Origin of the sequence: Bacteroides sp. 519 (assembly GCF_010500955.1) — a bacterium.
Classification (GTDB): Bacteria; Bacteroidota; Bacteroidia; order Bacteroidales; family Bacteroidaceae; genus Bacteroides.
This window is the reverse complement of the sequence record NZ_QVMJ01000007.1, coordinates 1-24,859: the sequence shown is the minus strand read 5'-3', so window position 1 is coordinate 24,859 and position 24,859 is coordinate 1. Positions and strand designations below refer to the sequence as shown.

The 24,859-nt window shown below is 38.7% G+C and carries 18 protein-coding genes; 11 read left to right on the top strand and 7 right to left on the bottom strand.

All coding sequences use genetic code 11. The features are described from left to right. Nucleotides 1-5: 5 nt before the first annotated feature. The 3 genes from D0T85_RS08345 to D0T85_RS08335 all read right to left on the bottom strand — a co-directional run bounded on the left by D0T85_RS08345 (nt 6) and on the right by D0T85_RS08335 (nt 4,045). Nucleotides 6-911 (bottom strand): hypothetical protein, encoded by a 906-nt coding sequence (locus D0T85_RS08345; RefSeq protein ID WP_163212185.1) that lies wholly within the window; start codon nt 909-911, stop codon nt 6-8. Further along, a complete protein-coding gene (locus tag D0T85_RS08340) occupies nt 898-1,917 on the bottom strand; it encodes a hypothetical protein (RefSeq protein ID WP_163212183.1) in 1,020 nt (339 codons plus the stop codon). Before D0T85_RS08340 ends, D0T85_RS08345 begins: the two co-directional genes overlap by 14 nt. A gap of 157 nt (nt 1,918-2,074) precedes the next feature. Beyond that, complete coding sequence (locus tag D0T85_RS08335) at nt 2,075-4,045, bottom strand: hypothetical protein (RefSeq protein ID WP_163212181.1); 1,971 nt, start codon at nt 4,043-4,045, stop codon at nt 2,075-2,077. Nucleotides 4,046-4,175: 130 nt separating this feature from the next. Between D0T85_RS08335 and mfd the strand changes: the two genes are divergently transcribed. Further along, the gene (mfd, locus tag D0T85_RS08330) at nt 4,176-7,550 is read left to right on the top strand and encodes a transcription-repair coupling factor (protein WP_163212179.1); all 3,375 of its coding nucleotides are present in this window, start codon (nt 4,176-4,178) and stop codon (nt 7,548-7,550) included. A gap of 137 nt (nt 7,551-7,687) precedes the next feature. On the opposite strand, the gene D0T85_RS08325 is transcribed toward mfd, so the two are convergent. Continuing rightward, nucleotides 7,688-8,122 carry a DUF6078 family protein gene (locus D0T85_RS08325; RefSeq protein WP_163212177.1) on the bottom strand — a complete coding sequence of 145 codons (435 nt, stop codon included), beginning with the start codon at nt 8,120-8,122 and terminating at the stop codon, nt 7,688-7,690. Between the two features lie 29 nt (nt 8,123-8,151). Further along, complete coding sequence (locus D0T85_RS08320; protein WP_163212175.1) at nt 8,152-9,606, bottom strand: glycoside hydrolase family 10 protein; 1,455 nt, start codon at nt 9,604-9,606, stop codon at nt 8,152-8,154. A gap of 105 nt (nt 9,607-9,711) precedes the next feature. Between D0T85_RS08320 and D0T85_RS08315 the strand changes: the two genes are divergently transcribed. Genes D0T85_RS08315 through D0T85_RS08305 form a run of 3 tightly spaced genes read left to right on the top strand, consistent with a single transcriptional unit; the run spans nt 9,712 to nt 11,867 of the window. Then, nucleotides 9,712-11,151, top strand: a complete 1,440-nt coding sequence (locus D0T85_RS08315) for a carbon starvation protein A (protein WP_163212172.1) — start codon at nt 9,712-9,714, stop codon at nt 11,149-11,151. Beyond that, nucleotides 11,144-11,386, top strand: coding sequence for a hypothetical protein (locus D0T85_RS08310; protein WP_163212170.1), 243 nt, complete (start codon nt 11,144-11,146; stop codon nt 11,384-11,386). The genes D0T85_RS08315 and D0T85_RS08310 overlap by 8 nt, the downstream gene beginning before the upstream one ends. Nucleotide 11,387: 1 nt before the next feature. Continuing rightward, entirely contained in the window at nt 11,388-11,867 is a 480-nt protein-coding gene (locus D0T85_RS08305; protein WP_163212155.1) for a hypothetical protein, read from the top strand. A 98-nt stretch (nt 11,868-11,965) separates the two neighbouring features. On the opposite strand, the gene uvrA is transcribed toward D0T85_RS08305, so the two are convergent. Next, nucleotides 11,966-14,725: an excinuclease ABC subunit UvrA gene (gene uvrA / locus D0T85_RS08300; RefSeq protein WP_163212153.1), complete on the bottom strand. Its 2,760-nt coding sequence runs from the start codon at nt 14,723-14,725 to the stop codon at nt 11,966-11,968. Between the two features lie 111 nt (nt 14,726-14,836). Here uvrA and D0T85_RS08295 point away from each other — a divergent pair, with 111 nt between their 5' ends. The 7 genes from D0T85_RS08295 (at nt 14,837) to D0T85_RS08265 (ending at nt 22,573) form a co-directional block, all read left to right on the top strand. Continuing rightward, nucleotides 14,837-16,327, top strand: a complete 1,491-nt coding sequence (locus tag D0T85_RS08295; RefSeq protein ID WP_163212619.1) for a glycoside hydrolase family 10 protein — start codon at nt 14,837-14,839, stop codon at nt 16,325-16,327. Nucleotides 16,328-16,448: 121 nt separating this feature from the next. Next, the gene (locus D0T85_RS08290) at nt 16,449-17,108 is read left to right on the top strand and encodes a hypothetical protein (RefSeq protein WP_163212150.1); all 660 of its coding nucleotides are present in this window, start codon (nt 16,449-16,451) and stop codon (nt 17,106-17,108) included. 669 nt (nt 17,109-17,777) lie between these two features. Next, a complete protein-coding gene (locus D0T85_RS08285) occupies nt 17,778-18,491 on the top strand; it encodes a hypothetical protein (protein WP_203558436.1) in 714 nt (237 codons plus the stop codon). A 158-nt stretch (nt 18,492-18,649) separates the two neighbouring features. Next, the gene (locus tag D0T85_RS08280) at nt 18,650-18,919 is read left to right on the top strand and encodes a hypothetical protein (protein ID WP_163212146.1); all 270 of its coding nucleotides are present in this window, start codon (nt 18,650-18,652) and stop codon (nt 18,917-18,919) included. Between the two features lie 90 nt (nt 18,920-19,009). Continuing rightward, nucleotides 19,010-19,555 carry a 1-acyl-sn-glycerol-3-phosphate acyltransferase gene (locus tag D0T85_RS08275; RefSeq protein ID WP_163212144.1) on the top strand — a complete coding sequence of 182 codons (546 nt, stop codon included), beginning with the start codon at nt 19,010-19,012 and terminating at the stop codon, nt 19,553-19,555. 5 nt (nt 19,556-19,560) lie between these two features. Beyond that, nucleotides 19,561-20,373 carry an amidohydrolase gene (locus D0T85_RS08270; RefSeq protein WP_163212142.1) on the top strand — a complete coding sequence of 271 codons (813 nt, stop codon included), beginning with the start codon at nt 19,561-19,563 and terminating at the stop codon, nt 20,371-20,373. Between the two features lie 208 nt (nt 20,374-20,581). Continuing rightward, nucleotides 20,582-22,573 carry a glucosamine-6-phosphate deaminase gene (locus D0T85_RS08265; protein WP_163212140.1) on the top strand — a complete coding sequence of 664 codons (1,992 nt, stop codon included), beginning with the start codon at nt 20,582-20,584 and terminating at the stop codon, nt 22,571-22,573. 100 nt (nt 22,574-22,673) lie between these two features. Here the strand turns inward: D0T85_RS08265 and D0T85_RS08260 are convergent, their stop codons facing one another. After that, entirely contained in the window at nt 22,674-24,701 is a 2,028-nt protein-coding gene (locus D0T85_RS08260) for a beta-L-arabinofuranosidase domain-containing protein (protein WP_163212138.1), read from the bottom strand. Between the last annotated feature and the right edge of the window lie 158 nt (nt 24,702-24,859).

The window sequence follows — 24,859 nt, the reverse complement described above, 5'->3', positions numbered from 1 at the left end:
TCTATTTAGTTTATTATTAGTATCAATTTTTCTCCGGTTTTGTTATTGGTAACCTTGTATTCTGTAGCTTTGCGCAGGCTCACAGTGTAAGGCTCGAATGTGTACTCTGGTGTACCGATTGGCTTTATAGACGAAGAGTCGCGGGGTATAATAACCCAGTCTTTTGTCCAGAAAGGATTAACCTCGTATATAACAGTACCTTTAAATAATTTGCTTAGGGCAGATTGTTTAACCGGTTTACTGGTGCATACCAATTTATAACATCCCCGTAAGCGGCGCATGCTGTAATAAGGATCGGTTACAGTAAATGCTCCTACTTTGAATCGTGGATAAACAAGGTTGCGTAAAACCAGCATCCATAACAGTAATATGGCTACAAGGATAATAAGCAACCATGTAAATGTAAGTGCCAGTGGATTCCATATATCTGCCTTTTTTGCCCGCAGTTCCAGAAGTACAGGTTTGGGCTCTGCTGATATTTCGGAGTCGTTAATTCGATCCAGTCCTCCATCGTCTATTACTTTGAAATACCATTTATGTATTCCTTCACGTGCATCGGATAGGAATTCAATTCCGATTCTTGCTTCTTCTTCATTGCCCGATACTGTAAATTCGTTACCAGAACAGGGCTCTCCGTTCTTGTAAAGCCGGATGCCTTGTTTAACAGGCTGTAGTTTGTCTTTATCATCTTTTTCGAAGATACCAAGTTTTACACCAGTAACCGAACGTGCATTGTTGTTAAATTCCAGCCGCAATGTTTTTTCCATAATTACAGGATCGTATTTATAGAAAAGAAAGTTAGAATAATATGTTGTTTCACCCCAAAGAGTAGAGTTATCTGTTTTTTCGCTATTACAGGAAAAGAGTAGAAAAACGAGTAATAATGCGGGTAACCATTTAGTCCTGTACATATATCTTGAGTGTTTTTTCGGGTTTGTAAACGTATTCAAAGTCAATTTCGTCCAATAATAAAGAAACCAGAGGGAAGTCTTGTTGGTTTGCTATAGATATGGCAATTCGTACATGCCTGTTCTCTTCATGAGGTAGCAGTTCCTGCAATTCTTCGTATGTATACCGTTGACGCAGGTTAAACTTGAAGTTATTATCCCTGAGGTCAACAATTGTATCTACATCAAAGTATTTATCATCAATTGCTTTCAGTTTTATCTTTATGCCATCGGGTATGCGAACGTGTTTTTTACATTCTACTTTTGCCATCCATGTTTTTCCCTCATCATCTTTAATATTGTATTTGCCAATGGTGTAAGGATAAAGTTCTATGAAGTTTATATTGGTGCCTTCTACAGCATTTATTCTGCATGTTTCGCTAATAACTCTAATCAGTTCTTCGTCTTTGGCAAATTGGGTAAGCATAACATAAAAAGCATACGAGTCGGTTTCGGAAGCAAACTCACACCAGCTACGAATAAGTTCAATCAAGCAATCTTTAGGGTATTCGGCTGTGGGTGTGTGTTTACCATCGGTGAGTAATAACAGTACATTCCGCTTGTCATTGCTTAGGTATTTCTGCATTATATTACTTAATGGGTAGCAGATGTTTGTATTGGTGATTTTATCGTTTTTGTATTTTTCTATCTTCTGGATGATATTTCTTTTTCCTTCTTCTGTAGCTTTTTCTCTCCATTCTTCCAATATGCTTACCTGAAAGGGAAGTACTATAATTTCGGTATCTTCATCGGCAATACTGTTGATATCTGTTTTGATGGCTTTTACTACTTCATCGTATATATTGGGTGTGTTACCTTGATAGCCTTTCATGGATAAGGTAACATCCCATAAATAGATACGTCTCTCGTATTTAAACTGAGGGTTCTGGGCAGAAATAAAAGGTACAGAGAACAGGAATAGGAGTATTATTATACAGCAAAAACTTTTGGTAATACGAATGTTCTTCATAATATTTATTCGACTTTTTTAATAGAATGCTCAATGAATCATTTCTTATGTATGCAAAAATAGAATAAATTATGATAAATATTAGAATGGATTCAAAATATTTATTCAACAATATCTTTGTATTCTGATCCTGTTAGAGCTGTATCCAACAAAGAACCTACTGTAAATTATCCCTTTGATAAAAATAATCAGCAATCTGAAACAGCAGATAGTTTTTATCCCTATATCTTTTTCTTAGAAAACAACCATTTGATAGTTCGTTTATGATTTTGCCGATTTTAAAAGAATTTATTTTAAAAGTTAACCCATTGTATTTTATTGTCCAGGGCGAATAATAAAAATTGGGTTTATAATCACTGTTTGTTATTTCCAAAGATGTACTATTGCCTAACCAGATGCTTATTTTACGCCAGTAAACTGTGGTACTCCAGAAATTAGGTTTAGGATTAAAAATGTATTCAATTACATCATCTGTCACTCTATCAAGTAGAGGTACAATGTTTCTATAGAAGTTGAAATCGCTATTTTCATCAAATGTATATACCTCAAATTCATCAAATAGAAAATGAGGTGGTCTGTCTTCTGTTGATTGTGATTCTTCATCAATCATTTTTTGATAATTGAGAATATCATCACCTGATATTTCAAGGTCGGAAAATGATAAACGATCATGTTTTAGGCTGTCGATAGCATGTATCAGAGTCTCTACAACAGTAGCATTAATGCTTATGGGCATTTCATTTTTATTGTCGGTTGTATCTTTTAAGGGATCAGATTTAAATACGTCTCCTTTCCGCACATATGTTCTTCTTGAAGTTTCATGATGGAAACAACCTCTACTACCCAATTCTATACTGAATTCTTTTATTGGCACATCGGTAGGAAAAAGTTTGTCGGGGACGGAAAAAGGATGTAATCGCTTTTCTTCAAGGTTTAATATGTAGTGTTTTGTTAAATCGTTGTTAGTCACTATAACATTACCTTTGTAAACAGTGGCATCTCCAATAATGAAACTACCAGAGAAAAGCCGCTTCCATTTGCATTTATCCTTTTCATACAGCAAAATATCTTTATTAGAAAAACCGTATTTATTTCCTCTGAAAGTTACTTGCAGATAAGGCTCTTCAATGGGTAACTCATCAGTAAAAGCTTCTTTATCCAGATAAGTTTTCTCATTTATTTTTCCTACAGAGTGAGGAGTGAGAAAGAAAAGTGTTTCGTTTTGTACAGCAAGAGATATGATATTTTCAGGTAAACTTTCTTTTGATTTCCATAGAGGTGTAAGATTGCAATCAAGCAACTCTACAGTATGGTCTTTGTAAAGTAGATAAATGTTTCCGTTAACAGTTACTTCAAAATCTCTCACAAAGGGTAATTGTATCCAATCAATGGAGTCTTTCCGAGTAACAAATATTCGCTGGTGTTGGCTAGTAATATAATTATTACCTGCAATTTTTATTTTATTTATCTCAGGGCGCGTTTCTGAGTATTCATTGTATTTCCATTTGTATTTCCCTTGCGAATAAGGAGTTGGGATTTTCTGCCATGTTTGGCAATTATCCATTGTTTTGTAAATTACATTCCATGTAGAGCCAAACAGCCCAGTTTTTTCGTCCTCGTCAAAACAGATTGTATGAAAACGTAGATTTCCATCTTTCTCTATTTTATCGAATTGTTTCCATGTTTTCCCAAAGTTTTCGGTATAATAAATGAATTGCGAAGAACCACTCATCCATGCTTTTCCGTTTGGGAGATAATAGAAAGCATCAACCCAACTAGAATGTCCAAACTGTATTTTTTCCCAGCTATCTCCCTTATTACCTGTCCACCAAACAAAATCTTTTTCGGATATCATTAAGGTGTCATTATTAAAAGATGTGATTCGTTGGAAAGTACCTTTACCTTCATCAGGGTAGTTTAATTTATTCCCGAAGGAACAGAAATTCCACAACTTATTGATGCTCTCCGTATGTAGCAGGTAACCGGATTGGGTTGCAACCCATATGTTTTCGGAAGGAGATACAGATAGATTGGCACCGTAAAAAGTTATTCGGGAAGAGTATGAAGGTTGCCCGAATATGGCTATGGTACTAAGCAAAATACAGAGGCTGAGGATCGCTTTTTTCATAATATGCCAGTTTGTGTTTGCCAAATATAGAGATTTTGAGCCTATTATTTACTACTTTTGCACCCAATTATGTTCTTCTCAGTTAGAAGAGCTTCGTTGTGGCACGTTGCCACCCAAACTTTTTTCTGTTATGAAACTTAGCGATCTCCAAAAGGAATATTATAAACATCCAAACAAGCAACTGATAAAGTTACTATCAGATAGTGATATACGCCATATATATTGTGGTGGGTTACAGGCCTCTTCGGCCTCTTTATTCTTTTCGTCTGTTGCCGGTGAAATAAATCAATCACTTGTTTTTATACTAAGTGATTTGGAAGAAGCCGGATACTTCTATAACGATTTGAAGCAAATATTGGGAGACGAAAAAACAGTGTTCTTTCCATCTTCCTTTCGCAAGGCCATTAAATATGGGCAAAAAGATGCAGCCAACGAAATACTGCGTACCGAAGTATTGAATAGATTACAGAAGGAAGAAAAAGGATTGTGCATTGTAACCTATCCCGATTCGCTGGTCGAAAAAGTAGTTTCGCGCAAAGAACTGAAGGACAAAACACTAAAACTTCATACAGGAGAGCAGGTAGATACAAACTTCATAACAGAAGTTCTGCGTAGCTACGGCTTTCAATACGTAGATTATGTTTACGAACCCGGGCAATATGCTGTACGAGGAAGCATTATCGACGTTTTTTCTTTCTCTTCCGAATATCCTTATCGTATCGACTTTTTTGGAGATGAAGTAGAAAGTATCCGCACCTTCGAAGTACAAACACAGCTTTCTAAAGATGGAAAAGAAAGTATTTCTATTGTGCCCGATCTGGGCATTTCGGGAAATGAAAACACTCCTTTTCTTGATTTTATTCCGGATGATACGATACTGGTAATGAAAGATTTTCTTTGGCAGCGAGAACGGATTCAGTGTCTGTACAAAGACGTAATGGAACACAAAGAAGCTGCAAAGGCCGACGAGGAAATAGAGGAACTGGCTATTCAACGATCGAAATTAAAGAACCTGTTAATTACAGGAGAACAATTCGGCCGGCAGGCTCTGAACTTCCTGCGGGTGGAATTTGGCAATCAGCCAACCGGAATACCGAATGCTACGCTTACATTCGATACAACCATTCAACCAGTATATCATAAAAACTTTGATATGGTTGCTGCCTCTTTTAAAGAATATATACAGAAGGGATACACCTTATATATATGTAGTGACAGCAGTAAACAGATAGATAGAATACGTGCTATTTTTAATGATAGGGGAGATGATATAGACTTTATCCCTGTAGACCGGACACTGCACGAGGGATTTTCCGACAATACCCTGAAAATGTGTATATTTACCGATCATCAGCTGTTCGACCGTTTCCATAAATATAACCTCAAAAGTGATAAAGCCCGTTCGGGTAAAGTGGCTCTTTCGTTGAAAGAGTTGAACCAGTTTATTCCCGGTGATTATGTAGTACATACCGATCATGGAGTAGGTAAATTTGGCGGATTGGTGCGTTTACCCAATGGCGATACAACGCAGGAGGTTATGAAACTCACTTTCCAGAATGACGATGTGGTGTTTGTTTCGATACACTCTTTACACAAAGTATCGAAATATAAGGGTAAAGATGGTGAGCCACCCCGCTTAAACAAACTGGGAACCGGTGCATGGGAGAAACTGAAAGAACGTACCAAGAGCAAGATAAAAGATATTGCCCGCGATTTAATAAAACTCTATTCGCAACGGCGGCAAGAAAAAGGGTTTGCATTTAGCCCTGATAGCTTTATGCAAAACGAACTGGAAGCCAGTTTTATTTATGAGGATACTCCCGATCAGGGAAAAGCCACTGTTGATGTTAAGCACGACATGGAACGGGATATTCCGATGGACCGCTTAGTTTGCGGCGATGTGGGTTTCGGAAAAACCGAAGTTGCTATTCGTGCAGCTTTTAAAGCTGCAACCGATAATAAACAAGTAGCCGTACTTGTACCAACTACGGTGTTGGCTTATCAACATTTTCAGAACTTTCGCGATAGGTTGAAGAATTTCCCGGTACGGGTAGATTATTTGAGTCGTGCCCGGACAGCCGCGCAAACAAAAGCTGTTATCAACGATTTAAAAGAGGGAAAGATTAACATCCTGATTGGTACACACCGCCTGTTGAGTAAAGATATACAGTTTAAGGATCTTGGCCTGTTGGTGGTTGACGAAGAACAAAAGTTTGGAGTAGGTGTGAAAGAAAAATTACGTCAGCTTAAAGTAAACGTAGATACCCTGACGATGACAGCTACACCTATACCACGAACGCTGCAATTCTCTTTGATGGGTGCTCGTGATTTAAGTGTGATATCAACTCCTCCACCTAACCGTTATCCGATACAAACCGAATTGCATACATTTGATGAAGAGGTAATAACAGATGCCATTAATTTCGAAATGAGTCGCAACGGTCAGGTTTTCCTTGTAAACAACCGCATAGCTAACCTTACTGAACTGAAAACTAAGATTTTGCATTACATTCCGGATGCACGTATTGTTATTGGGCACGGACAAATGGATCCGGCAGAACTGGAAAAAGTGATCTTCGATTTTGTAAATTACGACTACGATGTTCTAATTGCTACTTCTATTGTAGAAAGTGGTATTGATATACCCAATGCCAATACAATCATTATTAACGATGCACATAGATTTGGGCTGAGTGATTTGCACCAGCTTCGGGGTAGGGTAGGACGTAGTAATAAAAAGGCTTTCTGTTATCTGCTGGCCCCTTCGCTTGCAAGTCTTACTCAGGAGGCACGGCGCCGTTTACAGGCTATTGAGAACTTTAGCGATTTAGGAAGTGGAATCCATATTGCTATGCAAGACCTTGATATCCGCGGAGCGGGAAACCTTCTTGGAGCAGAACAAAGTGGATTTGTTGCAGATTTAGGTTATGAAACCTACCAGAAAATATTAACCGAAGCTGTTCAGGAACTTAAGATAAATGAGTTTGCCGAGTTATATGGAAATGAAATTTCTTCCGATGGTACCATAAGCGGCGAACAGTTTGTTGAAGAAGCCACTGTAGAAAGTGATTTGGAACTATTATTACCTGCCGATTATGTAACAGGTAGCAGCGAACGCATGTTGTTGTATCGTGAACTGGACGGCTTGACTTTAGATAAGGATGTAGAGGCCTTCCGCTCTCGTTTGGAAGACCGCTTCGGTGCGGTTCCTCCGGAGACAGAAGATTTATTGCGCATTGTTCCGCTTCGCAGGCTGGCTGCACGACTGGGAGCCGAAAAAGTATTCCTCAAAGGTGGCCGCATGACATTGTTTTTGGTGTCTAATCAAGATAGTCCGTACTATCAAAGTGAATCGTTTGGTAAACTAATAGCGTTCATGATGAAGAATCCCCGGATTAGTGACTTGCGAGAGCACAAGGGCAAACGTTCAATGATTATTAAATCGGTTTCTAATGTAGAAACTGCTGTAAGTGTATTAAGGGAGATGGTGGCTACTCTTCCCTAAGATACTTTTGTATCTTCCCTGTGGCACTTTTGTATCTTGCCTGTGGCACTTTTGTATCTTGCCTGTGATACTTTTGTACCACAGGCGTGATACTTTTTTCTCACAGGCAAAAAAGTGTTGGTACTGTAAGTTTTTGATTACCAGTCGTATTTATAAATGAGTTCATCAAATACAGGCTCTTCCTTAATACCTTCCATCCGGAATGCTTCACGGATAAGTGATATTTCTTCCGGGTTAATCAAACGTTCTTTTCGTTGAATGCGATAAAATGTGTTTCGCTTGAGGTTAAGGAATAATAACCGTCTTACTTTAACCGCTGTTGAATAAGGCAACTTATCAAACAAATGTGTAATGCCAAAAGCAAAACATGCCAGAACATCTGGTTGAAAATCGGAACAGTTTTCTTCTTTACCTATAACATGAGCCGGATTAATTACTTGAATACGAATGACTTCCGGTCCTGCATGTTGAGTTACCAGAAAACGCAAACAGTTGGCCGAACGAGGACATTGTGCATGTAAACAATGCGTGTAATCATGGGGAACTTCTTTGTAGTCAAAATCTTGTTTCATTTTGTCAATAGATTATTAAATTATGAAATTTATCTTTTCATCTGTATTGCCTCACTTTCATTACCATATCTATCCATAGCAGTTATGGCATAATATTCGTACTCTTCCCACGGAAAAACAGGAGCATACAGATAATTGGTTTTACGTATCCGTTGCGCTATAATATTTTGCGGATTAGATGTATCTACCGGGTAGGTATCCGAACCATATAATATATAATAAGGCTGGTTGCGTTTATCGCTATCAGTTGAGGCTCCCCAATTTATATGGATATATCCGTTATTCTGATTCACATGTATATATGAAGGTGCACTGGGGGCAATATTATCAAGCCAGGACATAGCCGGCTGAAGAGCCGGAGTTGTATAATAGTTGGTAAGTAGTTCATTATATATACCCTGTGTGTTTTCCATCAGATATTGTACACGGTAATAAGCTTGTCCGGCCAGCTTGTTTTTGCGGGTGAAATTAATTTGCCGTTCAATTTCGTCACTGCTCCAGTTGCCCTCTTTGGGGTCAAGAAAATAAATACCTAATCCCGGAACAATATGCCGGTTATTGCCCTGCTCGTTCCAATCGAGCGCGAAAGGATAAAAGTTATTCCCTCTGAAATACATCATTGGATACAGCTGATCCTGAATACCTTCGGCAAGCCAGGCCTGTACATCCTGATAAACAGAATGGTAAGCATTCCAGCTACGCGATGTGAACCGGGAAGTATCTTTGTATTTTCCAACAGGCGAACTGCTCACCTTCACCCAGCGTTTTGATGCTTTTACTCCTTTATATAAATAACGTACAATCTCTGTGATATTATCTCTGCGCCATTGATTAATATCTTTCCTTTTTCCATAGTTTTTGTATTCTTTTGTGTCCGGAAAGTTAGTAATTTTTTCAGGGTATCGTAAATAATCAAAATGTATTCCATCAATGTCGTAGTTGTCAACAACCTCCTGTACCAAACTCATTAAATACCTTTTAGTGTCGGGATGTCCCGGATTTAAGTACCAGCTGTTTTTATATTGTAAGCAGATGGACGATTGTTTTTTTACCACTGTATTATTGCCCAACGACTGAATATGTTTACGGTTTCCTAATGGAATAGTAACCATCCACGCATGGCATTCCATCCCCCTTTTGTGGCATTCTTCAATAGCAAAAGCAAGAGGGTCGTATCCGGGATTACCATTTGGGCGACCGGTTAACAGTGCATTGTACGGTTCAATTTTTGAAGGATAGTAAACCTCGCCCGTAGTACGTACCTGAAACAATACTGTGTTAAAATTTGCTTCCTTAAGTTTATCCAATATGTTAATTAATTCTGCTTTCTGCCGATTGATGTTTTGTGCTGAAGTAGCCTTTGTTTTTGGCCAGTCTAGTCCGTAGGCCGATGTAACCCACGCTGCCCTGACTTCATATTTAGGTTGAGCAACTGTAAAACTTACAACCGAAAATAAAAAAAGAAATAAAATAGATAATCTCATTAAACACTATTTTTATAAATAACAACAAAGTTAGTAAAAGTGTCCGTTTCTTTATGTTAATTCATGGTAAAGTGCTATTTTTGTTCCCAATCAAGAAGAGAAATCATGTTATCATTTACCATCTGTTTATTATTACTTATTGGCGGTTATTTTATTTACGGTCGGTTTGTAGAGAAGATTATCAAACCCGATGATCGTAAAACTCCGGCAGTTGATCATCCCGATGGAGTAGATTATATCCCGATGCCTGCATGGAAAATATACATGATTCAGTTTCTTAACATAGCCGGGTTGGGGCCTATCTTTGGAGCAATTATGGGTTCGCAGTTTGGAACCGCTTCTTTTATCTGGATAGTTGTAGGAACAATCTTTGCAGGTGCAACACACGATTACCTGGCCGGAATGTTATCGTTACGTAACAACGGTGAGAGTTTACCCGAGACAGTAGGCCGATACCTGGGACTGCCTGCCAAACAGGTGATGCGCATTTTCACTGTTGTGTTGCTCATCCTTGTTGGAGCAGTATTTGCTTCAGGACCTGCCGGACTTTTAGCCGGTATGACTCCGCAGGCACTTGATGCCACCTTTTGGGTAATTGTTATCATGATGTATTATGTGTTGGCCACCTTATTGCCTATTGATAAAGTAATAGGTAAAATATATCCGCTTTTTGCAGCTTCGCTTATTTTTATGGCTGTGGGCATTTTAGTAATGCTGTACTGGTATCGTCCTGATATACCTGAGTTTACCGAAAGCTTCGGTATCAATTATACCGGGTTGGCTATCTTCCCCATGATGTTTGTATCCATAGCATGCGGTGCTATATCCGGTTTCCATGCAACGCAATCTCCTTTAATGGCCCGTTGCATGACGCACGAAAAGCAAGGACGGCGTGTGTTTTACGGAGCCATGGTAACAGAAGGCATTGTTGCTTTGATTTGGGCAGCAGCTGCTACATACTTTTTCAAAGAAAATGGTATCAGTTATTTAGTAGGCGATAAAGAGGTGCTTTATACCGGTGCCGATGTGGCATCAAAGATATCAAAAGATTGGCTGGGACCAGTAGGAGGCATACTTGCAATTTTAGGCATTATTGCTGCCCCCATATCTACAGGCGATACTGCACTGCGCTCGGCAAGGCTTATGATTGCCGATTTCCTGGGAATTGAACAACGCACGATATCAAAGCGTTTGTTAATTTGCATACCATTATTTTTAGTAACTATTGGTATCTTGTTGTTTAGCATCAGCAATAAAGAAGGTTTTAATATTATATGGAGATACTTTGCATGGTCTAATCAAACATTGTCGGTATTTACTTTATGGGCATTAACCGCATATTTAACCCAGAAGCATAAACCCTATCTTATTACCATGATTCCGGCTTTGTTTATGACAGCCGTTTGTGTTAGTTATATCTGTATGGCTCCCGAAGGATTCCAACTTTCGCAAACATTATCTTATACTATTGGCATGGTTTGTGTGGTAATTAGTTTAATATGGTATATAATCTGGCGAATTAAATTCAATAAAAAATATGAGTAGAAAGAAATTTAAAAAATCCACTTGGATATCTTTGGCCTTGTTTATTTATATATCTGCAATGGCAGTTTATTTTCTGCCACGTAATACAGAGATATCCGAAACGGAGAAATACATAACCTTAGCAGTAGCTTATGTTATTGTTTTTGTGTTATGGATAGTTCTGCGTAAAAAAGAACAGCTGAAAGAGAAACGAGAAAACGACGTGTTTAATAATTCACAAGAAAAAAACAATTAACATGAAAAAGTCATTACTACTATTGGCATTTTTAGGATTGGCAATGAGTTCTGTTGCACAATCGAAACCTTTTGGTGAGGGAAAATGGTTTATTAATCCTTCAATAACAGGATTAGATTTAAGTTATAGCAAAGACACTAAAATGAAGTTAGGTGTTGATTTGGAAGCAGGAGCATTTCTGATTGATAATTTTGCTTTATTGGTTGGTGTTGGAGCCGAAGCCAGAGATAATTATCACAGATATTCGGCAGGTGTTGGTGGTAGATATTATTTCAATAACGGTTTGTACGTTGGTGCAGGATTCGATGTGAATAAAGAAAAAAGCCTTGATACCTATTTTAATGTGAACGCTCAGGTAGGCTATGCCTTTTTCCTTACCCGAAACATAACATTAGAGCCAGCTGTATATTGTAAATTGAATACAGACGATGGTGATTTGTCTAAGTTTGGTTTGAAAATTGGGTTTGGACTATATTTTTGAGTGATGAGTAATGAGTTTTGAGTAATGAGTTTTGAGTTACCATGCGGCATCGCTACTCATTACTCAATACTCAAAACTCATCACTCAAAACTCATTACTCACAACTTTTCCTGCAAAAACTTTCCTGTATAACTTTCCTCGCAAGCGGCAATCTCTTCCGGGGTTCCGGCTGCAACCAGATATCCTCCTTTATTACCTCCTTCGGGTCCAAGGTCTATAACATAGTCTGCGCATTTAATAACATCCATATTGTGTTCGATAATAACAATAGAATGTCCTCTTAATATAAGAGCATCAAATGCTTCCATCAGTTTACGTATATCGTGAAAATGCAATCCGGTGGTAGGTTCGTCAAAGATAAACATGGTTGGGTCTGCCTTTTCCAAACTTAAGTAATAGGCCAGTTTAACACGCTGATTTTCACCTCCCGAAAGGGTTGATGATGCTTGTCCCAGTTTAACATATCCCAAACCAACATCCTGTAAAGGTTTTAATCTTCTTACAATTTTCTTTTGTTTATGTTCGGTAAAGAACTCTACAGCCTGGTTTATGGTCATTTCCAGAATATCGTAAATAGACTTATCATGGAACTTAACTTCTAATGTATCTGCTTTAAACCGTTTCCCGTGACAAGATTCACATTCAAGAACCAAATCGGCCATGAATTGCATTTCAACAGTAACCGTACCATCACCTTTACACTCTTCACAACGTCCGCCTTCACTGTTAAAACTGAAATGCCCGGCGGTGTATCCCATTTGTTTAGCCAGGGGTTGATCTGCCCAAAGCTTACGAATCTCATCATAAGCCTTGATATAAGTAACCGGGTTACTGCGGCTCGATTTGCCAATGGGGTTCTGATCTACAAACTCTACATTCCTTAAGTTGTGCAGGTCGCCTTCGATAGAAATAAATTCTCCCGGACGGTCGCTACATTCATCCAGTTCGCGTTTTAATGCCCGGTAAAAGATATCGCGAACCAATGTACTCTTTCCCGAACCCGACACTCCGGTAACTACAGTCATTACGTTCAATGGAAATTTTACGTTGATGCCTTTAAGGTTGTTTTCTCGTGCACCTGTCAGGCTGATATAATTATTCCACGGACGACGATGTTGCGGAATTGGAATCAGGTCTTCTCCCAGAAGGTACTGAACAGTGTGGCTGTTGCTACCTTTTTGAAGATCGTTCATATCACCCTCGTACACAATCTCTCCACCCAGTCTGCCGGCTTCGGGACCTATATCAATAATGTAATCGGCTGCACGGATAATTTCTTCATCGTGCTCAACCACCACTACCGTATTTCCAAGTTCCTGCAACTGGCGTAATACATGAATAAGTTTATCGGTGTCTCTGCTGTGTAAACCAATACTTGGTTCATCAAGAATATATAAACTACCAACCAAACTGCTACCCAGAGATGTTGCCAGGTTTATTCGCTGGCTCTCGCCACCGGATAATGAGTTACTTAATCTGTTAAGCGTAAGGTAGCCCAATCCAACATTTATCAGGAAGCGGATGCGACTGTTTATTTCTGTTAGAATACGTTTGGCTATTGCAGCATCGTGTTCTGTTAGTTCCAGATTATCAAAAAACGTTTTTAAATCGGTAATTGGCAGGTCAACCAGTTCGCTGATATTTTTTCCACCTACCCGTACATACCCGGCTTCCGGTTTTAAACGTGTGCCGTGGCAAACCTGGCATGTTGTTTTTCCCCGGTATCGGGCCAGCATAACGCGGTATTGAATCTTGTATTGGTTTTCTTCAACCATTTTAAAGAAATCATTGATACCTTCAACGTATTTGTTACCTTCCCAAAGTGCACGGCGTTCTTTATCTGTAAGTTCGTAATATGGAGTAAAGATAGGGAAATCAAATTTGGCAGCATTGCGAATAAAATTATCTTTCCAGTCGCTCATCTTCTCACCACGCCAACAAACAACAGCACCATCGTATACCGAGAGCGCCCGGTTAGGAATAACCAGTTGTTCGTCTATACCTATAACCTTTCCAAAGCCTTCGCATTTAGGACAAGCACCTATAGGCGAATTAAACGAGAACATGTTATCGTTTGGTTCTTCAAATTTAATTCCGTCGGCCTCGAATATAGTGCTGAATGTGTGAAGCTGTGTAGTGCCATCGGGCATATAGAAACGTATCATACAAGTACCATCCCCTTCGTACATGGCTGTCTCGGCCGAATCTACCAAACGGCTGATTGCATCTTTGGTGTTTTCAACAGCCATACGGTCAATCAACAGGTATATTGTATCTTTTTCGTTGGGTTGATAATCTTCTATACGGATCATTTCACCGTTTACTTCAAGACGGTTGAAACCTTGCTTAAGGTCAATTTCGAGTTGCTGTGAAATGGTACGGTCGTCAATCAACCTTAGTTTAGTAAGAATGGTGTACCGGGTACCTTCGGGGTAGCTAAGCATACAGTTTATAATATCTTCTGTACTGTGCTTCTTAACCTCCTGCCCACTTACCGGACTGAATGTTTTTCCAATGCGGGCATATAACAACCGTAGATATTCGTATATCTCGGTACTGGTACCAACAGTAGAACGTGGGTTGCGGCTGTTTACCTTTTGTTCAATGGCTATTGCAGGGGGAATTCCTTTAATAAAGTCGCATTCGGGTTTGCTCATCCTTCCCAAAAACTGTCGGGCGTAAGATGAAAGACTCTCCACATACCTGCGTTGTCCTTCGGCATAAAGAGTATCGAATGCAAGCGAAGATTTTCCCGAGCCCGATAATCCGGTTATAACAACAAGTTTATTTCGTGGTATGTTAACATCTATATTTTTGAGATTGTTTACCCGTGCTCCTTTTATATTTATACTTTTCATAAATTGAAAATTGAGAAAGTCCGCAAAGTTAGTATTAAATAATCAAACAGAGATGTGACAGTTGTAAATAAAACACTATATTTGCGATTACTTAAGTTAATTTGAACAATGATGCGTTATAAATTAATATTCTTTTTTATTTCACTAAACCTCTTTCTGTTACAAGCGCAGGAACATCCAAAGCGCGAATTCAGGGGTGCATGGATACAGTGTGTAAACGGTCAGTTTCAAGGAATGTCGACAGATAAAATGAAAGAAACACTCATTTATCAGTTAGATGTTCTTGAAAGAGCAGGTATCAATGCAGTTATGTTTCAGGTACGTCCTGAAGCCGATGCATTATATAAATCACCTTACGAACCCTGGAGCCGTTTCCTGACAGGAACACAAGGAGTTGCTCCCAGTCCTACATGGGACCCGCTGGAATTTATGGTCGAAGAGTGTCATAAAAGAGCAATGGAGTTGCATGCATGGATAAATCCATACCGGGCAAAAACAAATGTCAGAAACAGTTTGGCCAGCGACCATATATATCATGAGCATCCCGAATGGTTTTACACTTACGATAACAAATTGTATTTTGATGCAGCATTGCCCGAGTGTAGAGAATATATTTGTAAAATAGTAGCCGATATAGTAAAGCGTTATGATATTGATGCCATACACATGGACGATTACTTTTATCCGTATCCGGTAAACGGAGTAGATTATCCCGACAATGACAGCTACGCCCGTTATGGCGAGCGATTTACCAATAAGGCCGATTGGCGCCGAAGCAATGTAAACAGGCTGATAAGAAAGCTTCATAAAACAATTCATTCGGTTAAGCCCTGGGTAAAGTTTGGTGTTAGCCCATTTGGCATATACCAAAACAAAACAGACAATAACAACGGAAGCAACACCAATGGACTTCAAAATTACCATGATTTATATGCCGATGTTTTATTATGGGTTGAAAAAGGATGGGTTGATTACAACATCCCACAAATATACTGGCATGTAGGGCATCCAACTGCTGATTATAAGGAATTGATAACTTGGTGGGCCACTAATTGCTATAACCGTCCGTTGTTTATCGGGCAGTCTGTATCGAACACCATTCAGAATGCCGATCCTCAAAATCCCTCTGTAAATCAGCTACCACGTAAAATAGCTTTGCAAAGAACATATAGTAGTGTTCAGGGAAGTTGTCATTGGCCAGCCTCCGGCATTATAAATAACGAAGGCAGATATCGGGATGCTTTGATTACAGAATACCATAAGTACCCGGCTTTGGTTCCGCAGTTCGACTTCATTGATAACAAGCCTCCCAAAAAGGTAAAGAAACTCAAACCAGTATGGGTTCGAGATGGTTATGTGTTATTCTGGACACCCCCGAAAAGTAAAAAAGAAATGGATAAAGCAGTACAGTATGTAGTTTACCGCTTCAATAAAAAAGAGAAAATAAATATTGATGATGCCACACATATTGTAGCAATAACACGTAACAACTACTATTTATTACCTCACGAAAATGGTGAAACCAAATATCAGTATGTGGTTACTGCATTAGATCGTTTACACAACGAATCTAAGATTAAAAAGAAAAAGGTAAAGCTTTAGTGCTTCGCTCCCCAACATCATTTTAAGATAGTGGCTCCTACCCGTTACCACTTAGTGAACGATTTGGACAGACAATTCACACAATTGACCAAAACGTTCCGAGAAATTGAAAATTATTAAGATGAACCAAATAGAAAAAATAGAGCAACAACTTCTTGAGATTGAAAAGAATCTTGAAAAATTGTCAACGGGAAGGAGCATCACACAAGCATGTTACAACTTGTGGAAAGAACGGAAAATACTGAAACGTAATCTTTCCTTGGAAAAAGGAGAGGAAACAGCAGTTCCTATAAATTGGGAATATACTTGGGATAGTGGTGCGCCCATGCCACATATTGTATCAAATGGATACCGGGTATTTCTTGTGTATTATTTAGGCAAGCCAGATCCCAATTGGGACGGAACTTATGTAAAAGTTGTAAATACAAGTTCGGACATAGAGGACTTGATAGTATTAGTTGAGTTCACTCATGTTGTTAATTACAAATTTGGTGGCCCGAATGATGAAGTTATTCACGGACATCCATTATACGAACATGGTTTGGAGGCATATACAGCACATGAAATTATTAACTCAAAGTGGTTGGTTGAACAAGAACAGATAAATTCAGTGCATTCATGTTATAGTTCCGAGAGGTGGAAAAATTTGAGACATTTAATTTTTACTTTTCATGACGAAGTTTTTGAATGTATTACACAAGGGTATAAAGTTGAAATGTTCAAGGGCAGATTTAGAGAAGTTGTATTTGAAGCAACAACAAGATTATTTGCAACGCAGTGAAGCGTTTGCCTACCCAGCTTTTCATTGAAACAAACATCCTTTTTTCTTCCAACAAGTAATCAATTGATTTATTCACTATTGTTTTTATAACTGAAAGCAAGCAATCTATTCAAAATCTCCCCAAAATCTATCTCAATTTCCGCACAAATTTATTGTTTTTGTACCTAAAACTTTTTCGTCCACCTGCAGGTGGACGAAAAGTACCCTACGAGCATACGCAAATTCTCCCACGGGTAGACGCAAATTCTCCCATAGGTGGACGAAAAAATATCAGTTATAAAAATAATAAATTTCCGTAGGAAATGAATTAGTTTTTGCAAGGAAAACAAATAGTTTCAATAAACTTAAAATATGGCTGTTGTTGCTATCCTTACAGATATTTGTTAATTTTGGCAGCAATAGGAATTTTACAGACAATTAATAAAGAATCATAAACAAAAAGATGTGAGCAACGAATTTGAATATAACCTGATAAGTAGTTATAAACCTTCTCTATACCTCTTAATGTTTCTGTTGACAAGCTGTTTCTTTATTGGATGCAGAAACACGTCAAGGAGTATGTTTGAATCGTCTTTCTGTTTGACAGACAGCAGCTTCAATAATAGTGACATATTGTATAAAGTCATTGCATGTGACTCTTCTGGATACATCAATACAATTAGATTAGCTGTGAAACTTGACAAAAGAGCTGAAAAAATTAAAAGTGTTTCAGGGCTTTCTGTTGAACTGAGTGTAGGGGTGGTTAATGATACAGTGAATTATTGGGGAGCAGTATCTGGTCGTTGTTGTTTATATAATTCGGATATATATCTTGATAATAAAGATCGTGTATTATATCTGGATTTTGAAATTGGAGAACTCAAGATTAGTGAATTTAACTGTCTTTACATTACTCCATTCATCGAAACAACATGCTATATAGGGTATGTTGACAGTTATTTTTGGGCTAATACTTTAGATGTATTGGGTAAAAAAGGGACTATAGATGACCCTACAATCTTTCTGGAGAATGAGATTGTCTCAATTGTAAGGCAAGATTCAGTGAGTAATGGTAAGAATATTCGGTTTTATATAAAAGCAACAGAGTCTTTGGATCAGGTAGATTCGATTGACCTCAAACTATACGCAACAGACCCATATAATCAAAATAAGGAACATTCTTCAAGGTTAAAATATGATTGGCTGGAGGCCGATTCTATTGTAAATGCATCAACTTGGTGCAAGATAAACCGTACAGGCCGCAATGGATATGATATAGCAACTATCGAGTTGGATGCAATACTATTAATAGGGTATTCCATTGATTCTGTGTTTGTCAGTCTTAATGACAGGAAGACGTGGTACACCAAGAGAACCCCAGTTAAAATAGCAAATGATATCTGACATACGAATGAGTTACTTTAAATAAAGGTAATAATGAAACTCTTTTTATTAAGACTTTGGACCGGATTATTTGAATTTAACTCACCAATATTCGCAAAACCCATAAAAAGTATATATCTTTGGTGCGAATAGTATAACTCATTTAAAAGAAAAAAACTATGGCAAGCAGAAGAGAACTCAAAAAAAATGTAAATTATATTGCAGGCGAACTGTTCGCCGAGTGCTTAATGAAAAGCAAATTTATTCCGGGAACCGATCAAGTTAAAGCCGATAAGTTAATGGGCGATATCCTTCTTATGCAGGATGAATTTATTAGCCGCATCAGCCATACAGAATCGGGGAATATAAGAGCGTTCTATAAAAAATTCCGTGAAGATTTTAATGCTAAAGTCAATGCTATTATTGATGATTTAGAAAAATTAAATTGATAAAATACACCTAAGAACAACAAAGGTTAAAAGTCAGAAGAATTGCTTCTGGTTTTTAACCTTTTGTTCTATTTAATCGTAACATAAAGAATGAAGAAAGCAATCTATAGTTTTATCTATACTAAAATTCTGGGTTGGAAAGCTGTTTTCACGGTTCCAAAATATGATAAGTCTGTTATTTGTGCTGCACCGCACACATCTAACCTTGATTTGTTTATAGGCAAGTTATACTATGGAACCATTGGTAAAAAAGCTAGTTTTATGATGAAAAAGGAGTGGTTTTTCTTTCCTATGGGGCTCATATTCAAAGCCATAGGAGGTATTCCGGTAAACCGAAACCGGAAAACTTCGCTGGTAGACCAAATGGCAAAAGTGTTTAGCGAAAAAAAGACATTTGATTTGGCCATTACCCCCGAAGGTACACGGAAAGCTAACTCTGAGTGGAAAAAAGGATTCTATTATATTGCTTTAAAAGCACAGGTTCCTATTGTACTTATTGGTATTGATTATAAAACCAAAACAATAACTGCCGGAAAATCGCTTTTCCCTTCGGGAGATATTGATAAGGATATGATTGAAATTAAGAGCTATTTCAAGGGTTTCCATGGAAAGCATCCGGAGAATTTTGCTTATTGATTTTTATGAAAGTCTCACTATTCCAAACAAATATAATCTGGGAGAATATAGAAGAGAATCTAAACCGGTTACAAAAGAAATTAGAATCTTTACAAGAAGGAACCAACCTTGTTATACTCCCCGAAATGTTTTCTACCGGGTTCTCAATGAACAGTGAACAACTGGCCGAACCGGTAACCGGAAACACTATTCGTACTTTAAAAGAACTGGCATCGCACTACCAAACGGCCATTACCGGAAGTTTTATTGCTACCGAAAACAATAAATACTATAACCGGGGATTCTTTATTACTCCTAATAAAGATGCTTGCTATTACGATAAGCATCACCTTTTCCGTATGGGCGATGAGATTAACCATTTTGCTGCCGGCAACCAAAAACTGATCGTTAATTATCAGGGGTGGAACATCTGCCTGCTGATTTGTTACGACCTACGCTTCCCTGTATGGAGCAGAAATGTAAACAATGAGTACGATTTACTTGTTTATACAGCAAACTGGCCTTCGTCGCGCCAGTCTGTATGGGATACTCTCCTGCCAGCCCGTGCGCTGGAAAACATGTGTTATGTTTGTGGAGTAAACCGCGTTGGAACAGATGGTAATGACCTTAATTATCAGGGTGGAAGTGTATTGTATTCTCCCAAAGGAAAGCTTTTAGGAAAAGTACAAGATAACGAAGAAGCCATTGAAACAATTGAAATAGATTTGCAATCTCTACAGACATTCCGCGAGAAGTTTCCGGTATGGAAAGATGCTGATAGCTGGATTATTTTAGACACGGATTGCACGGATGACACGGATTTTAAAACACGGATTTAATATCAGAGGAAAAGAGAGGTTATGCACATATTACCCCTGTCGGGGTAAATGCTTGCAATTATATGAATTAAATCCGTGTTTTAAAATCCGTGTCATCCGTGCAATCCGTGTCTAAATTAACCATAATAAACTCAAAAACTCAAAAACTTATTAATATCTTTGCAAATTCGAGATTATTTATTGACTTAATCTTACATAACTAAATTTTATGAAAACAAACCTTAGTTCTCAAATCACTCTCAACAGGGTTTCCCCTAAATATTACAAACCCGAGAATGCATTTGAGAGGTCAGTTCTGACCCGTTTAGAGAAAATTCCTACAGACATTTACGAATCGGTTGAAGAGGGTGCCAAACACATTGCTGCTGATATTGCCGAAACAATCCGCGATAAACAAAAGAGTGGACGTTTTTGTGTATTAGCGCTGGCTGGTGGCGAATCACCACGTGGCGTATATTCCGAACTTGTACGTTTACACAAAGAAGAAGCACTGAGTTTCCGTAACGTTATTGTATTCAATTTGTATGAATACTATCCGTTAACTTCGGATGCAGTTAACAGTAACCTGAACTCTTTGAAAGAAATGCTGCTGAACCATGTGGACATTGATAAGCAAAACATATTCAGTCCCGACGGTACAACTCCTAAAGACACTATTTTTGAATATTGCCGCTTATACGAACAACGTATTGAAAGTTTTGGTGGTATTGATGTTGCTCTTCTTGGAATAGGCCGTGTTGGTAATATTGCATTCAATGAGCCGGGTTCGCGTATCAACTCTGTTACCCGCTTAATTCTTTTGGATATTGATTCTAGAAATGATGCTGCCAAAACATTTGGTAACATTGATGCTACTCCGGTAAGTTCTATTACCATGGGTATTTCTACCATTCTGGGCGCCAAGAAAATATACCTCATGGCATGGGGCGAAAACAAGGCTCAGATGATTCAAGCCAGTGTGGAAGGTAATGTTACGGATACTATTCCGGCATCGTACCTGCAAACGCACAACAATGCACATGTAGCTATCGACTTGTCGGCTGCAAGCAATCTTACACGTATTCAACGTCCGTGGTTGGTTACCTCGTGCGACTGGAACGATAAACTTATCCGTAGTGCAATTGTGTGGCTTTGTTCTATTGTAAAGAAACCCATACTTAAGCTTACCAATAAGGATTATAACGAGAATGGATTGAGTGAGCTTCTTGCTCTGTATGGTTCGGCATACAATGTGAATATCAAGATATTCAATGACTTCCAACATACCATTACCGGATGGCCGGGAGGTAAACCCAATGCCGATGATACCTATCGTCCGGAACGTGCCAAGCCTTTCCCCAAACGTGTGGTAATCTTCTCTCCGCATCCCGATGATGATGTTATTTCGATGGGTGGTACCCTTCGCAGACTGGTTGAACAGAAGCATGAAGTGCATGTTGCTTACCAAACATCTGGTAACATTGCTGTTGGCGATGAAGAAGTTATTCGTTTCCTACACTTTATAAATGGCTTTAACCAACTCTTCGATAACGGTGGTAATGCCAGTATCAACGAGAAATATACTGAGATCCGTAAATATCTTAAAGAAAAGAAAGAAGGTGATCTGGATAGCAAAGACATCTTAACACTGAAAGGGTTAATTCGTCGTGGTGAAGCTCGTACAGCATGTACATATAACAATATTCCGCTTAACCGCTGCCATTTCCTTGATTTACCATTCTATGAAACCGGTAAGATTCAAAAAGATCCGATCAGCGAAGCCGATGTAGAGGTTATTCTTAAATTCCTTCGTGAGGTGAAGCCTCATCAGATATTTGTTGCCGGCGACCTTGCCGATCCTCATGGTACACACCGTGTATGTTTGGATGCCGCTCTGGCAGCTATTGATATTGAAAAAGAGGCAAACGCCAAATGGTTGAAAGATTGTCGTATATGGATGTACCGTGGTGCTTGGGCCGAATGGGAAATTGAAAACATTGAAATGGCTGTACCTATCAGTCCGGAAGAATTGCGCGCTAAACGTAACTCCATCCTGAAACATCAATCGCAAATGGAAAGCGCTCCGTTCCTTGGTAATGACGAACGTTTGTTCTGGCAACGTTCGGAAGACAGAAACAGGGCTACTGCTGCATTGTACGATGATTTAGGACTTGCTTCGTACGAGGCTATGGAGGCGTTTGTGGAGTATGTGCCGTTGTAATTAGTAGTTAGTAGTTAGTAGAATCCATGCGGCATCGCTACTAACTACTAACTACTAACTACTAACTACTAGCTACTAACTACTAACTACTAACTACTAGCTACCTTACCACCGGAAACTGCGATACACGCAATGTGGTACATCCATACGGTATTAAAGTAATTTCTTTAACCGGTTCGTTTTCCCATCTTACCGAAAACGGTATTGGACCAGCCATTTCGTTATAAAGCTTCCAGTTGGGTATTGTTTTAGCTTTTACTTTCATTTCTATTGGAGCATTTTCCAGATTCCAGAAATAAGCAGCTTTCATTTTCTCCTCGTTTACACTAACCTGAAATACCTCTTTAGTTTTATTCTTATCGAATTGAAGTATTCCGTAATTCCAAGGTGTTTTAGGAGTTACTTCCCAGTACGATTCACCATATTGTTTCTTTTCGTTATCAGTGAAGTCTTTTTTAGTCCACTCTTCTTCAATCTTTAAAGCATACATCAGTGGTCCCCTTTGTACTGTGATGGATTTTTCGTGCCAGGTATCATCAATCTGAATACCCATTGGCATGTGTAGTTCCACAATATCTCCAGTACTCCATTCACGGTCGATTACTTCCACAACATTACCTTTTACTGTTCTATAAGGTTGGTTATTTATGGTGATAACAGCTTCTTCACACCAGGAAGGAATACGTATATGGAAGGGGAAACTTACAGTTTTAATACGTTTGGTTTCTATATTTAAGGTAAAACGTATTTTATCATTCATTGGGTAATAGGTATCTTCCACCATTTTTACGGTTATACCACCACCAACTTTGGCCGTTACCTCCGAAGGAGAATAAACCAAGGCTGCCAAACCATTATCGGGTGTAGCATACCAAAGGTTCTGAACAAACTTAGGCCATCCCTGATGCATATTCGAGAAACAACAAGGATATCCCGACAGAGTACCAAAAACAATATCAGTACCACCATGGTTAGTATCTTCATAGAAATTACGGTGATGCCGCGTTACCATTACCTGATTAGCCTGTTGAAAATATTGTTTGTACATAAAATCATCGGTTACCTGTGTTGGTAAAGCATTGAAGGCTATTTTTTCCAGATGCTCCATATAGTCCTGATCGCCTGTTATGCCTATTATTTTTTCCAGCGAGTACATCATTTCTACAACCGAACATAACTCTACGCCTTGTGTGGGGTTGTTGCCATGCAGTCCTTCATCGCCTCCATACATGCCCTGAGCCTGTCCGTTGAACATTTTGATATCGGCAAAACCTTTTTTTAGTGTATGCAGGTATTCCTTATTACTATCTTGCTGGTAATAAATGGCCGGTTCTTTTATTCCCTGAGCCAGATTTACACAGTGGATGGTATTGAACTTCTTCAAATCGTCTGTACAACAGAACATGTGTATAAAGTTATGTGCCTGGCTGTGTATTAATTTTCCCAAATCGAGCAGGAAAGTTTCGCCGGTTATGTTATACAACCAATATATGATATCTAAATTATCGCCTGCACGGTATCTTGCCCAAAAAGTCCAGTTGCCTAATTGTTTTTCGGGTAGTGTTTCTAACTGATACTTGAAGTATCTGCTCATAAAACTGATAACGCGTTCGTCCTGGGTTGCCGAGTAATATTGTTGAAGAATCTTCAATACTACCATCCGGGGCCACCAGTCATGGGCGTTATCCCGCTGAATACCGGATTCATGGGGATAGTCTTTATTCGGTCCGAAAAATCCATTCGCCTTTTGACTTTCTAATGCCCACTCTACCCATGGTTGAACTTTTGCCTGTAATTCCTTATCGTCAAGTATATAGGCTAAGGGTAATAAACCATCTATCCAGTACGGTCCACGTTCCCACTGATCGCCATCTCCACCCAGCCATCCGTTACGTTGGCCCATTACGTGAGGATACAGTTGATCCATGTGGCCACTTGCTCCGGCCTTCTGGCGGACAAGCATTTCATGTAGCCAACCTTTGGCTTTCACTGATCCCAATGGTAAATCCAGATAGGGTTTCTGTACCAAAGGATAACGGTTGTTTGGATAATCAGGAGGGGCGATTCTGCCCGATGCACTAACTGATAAGGAAGATAAAAGAAGTGCGATAATAATTAGTTGTTTCATAATAATGGTATAAAAAGAAATTCAATAAATAAGATTGTAAATTCTCCTCCTCCGCCCTACGGGCACCTCCTCCTTTCTTTGTGCCAACTGACATAAAGAAATTGAAAATAAAAAACGATCTTTGAAATTCTGTTATAAAATCAAGAAGTTATTGATTT

What these genes read in the sequence shown, in the direction of transcription:
- D0T85_RS08345 (WP_163212185.1), bottom strand. Translation starts at nt 911, where the DNA reads ATGTACAGGACTAAATGGTTACCCGCATTATTACTCGTTTTTCTACTC.
- D0T85_RS08340 (WP_163212183.1), bottom strand. Translation starts at nt 1,917, where the DNA reads ATGAAGAACATTCGTATTACCAAAAGTTTTTGCTGTATAATAATACTC.
- D0T85_RS08335 (WP_163212181.1), bottom strand. Translation starts at nt 4,045, where the DNA reads ATGAAAAAAGCGATCCTCAGCCTCTGTATTTTGCTTAGTACCATAGCC.
- mfd (WP_163212179.1), top strand. Translation starts at nt 4,176, where the DNA reads ATGAAACTTAGCGATCTCCAAAAGGAATATTATAAACATCCAAACAAG.
- D0T85_RS08325 (WP_163212177.1), bottom strand. Translation starts at nt 8,122, where the DNA reads ATGAAACAAGATTTTGACTACAAAGAAGTTCCCCATGATTACACGCAT.
- D0T85_RS08320 (WP_163212175.1), bottom strand. Translation starts at nt 9,606, where the DNA reads ATGAGATTATCTATTTTATTTCTTTTTTTATTTTCGGTTGTAAGTTTT.
- D0T85_RS08315 (WP_163212172.1), top strand. Translation starts at nt 9,712, where the DNA reads ATGTTATCATTTACCATCTGTTTATTATTACTTATTGGCGGTTATTTT.
- D0T85_RS08310 (WP_163212170.1), top strand. Translation starts at nt 11,144, where the DNA reads ATGAGTAGAAAGAAATTTAAAAAATCCACTTGGATATCTTTGGCCTTG.
- D0T85_RS08305 (WP_163212155.1), top strand. Translation starts at nt 11,388, where the DNA reads ATGAAAAAGTCATTACTACTATTGGCATTTTTAGGATTGGCAATGAGT.
- uvrA (WP_163212153.1), bottom strand. Translation starts at nt 14,725, where the DNA reads ATGAAAAGTATAAATATAAAAGGAGCACGGGTAAACAATCTCAAAAAT.
- D0T85_RS08295 (WP_163212619.1), top strand. Translation starts at nt 14,837, where the DNA reads ATGCGTTATAAATTAATATTCTTTTTTATTTCACTAAACCTCTTTCTG.
- D0T85_RS08290 (WP_163212150.1), top strand. Translation starts at nt 16,449, where the DNA reads ATGAACCAAATAGAAAAAATAGAGCAACAACTTCTTGAGATTGAAAAG.
- D0T85_RS08280 (WP_163212146.1), top strand. Translation starts at nt 18,650, where the DNA reads ATGGCAAGCAGAAGAGAACTCAAAAAAAATGTAAATTATATTGCAGGC.
- D0T85_RS08275 (WP_163212144.1), top strand. Translation starts at nt 19,010, where the DNA reads ATGAAGAAAGCAATCTATAGTTTTATCTATACTAAAATTCTGGGTTGG.
- D0T85_RS08270 (WP_163212142.1), top strand. Translation starts at nt 19,561, where the DNA reads ATGAAAGTCTCACTATTCCAAACAAATATAATCTGGGAGAATATAGAA.
- D0T85_RS08265 (WP_163212140.1), top strand. Translation starts at nt 20,582, where the DNA reads ATGAAAACAAACCTTAGTTCTCAAATCACTCTCAACAGGGTTTCCCCT.
- D0T85_RS08260 (WP_163212138.1), bottom strand. Translation starts at nt 24,701, where the DNA reads ATGAAACAACTAATTATTATCGCACTTCTTTTATCTTCCTTATCAGTT.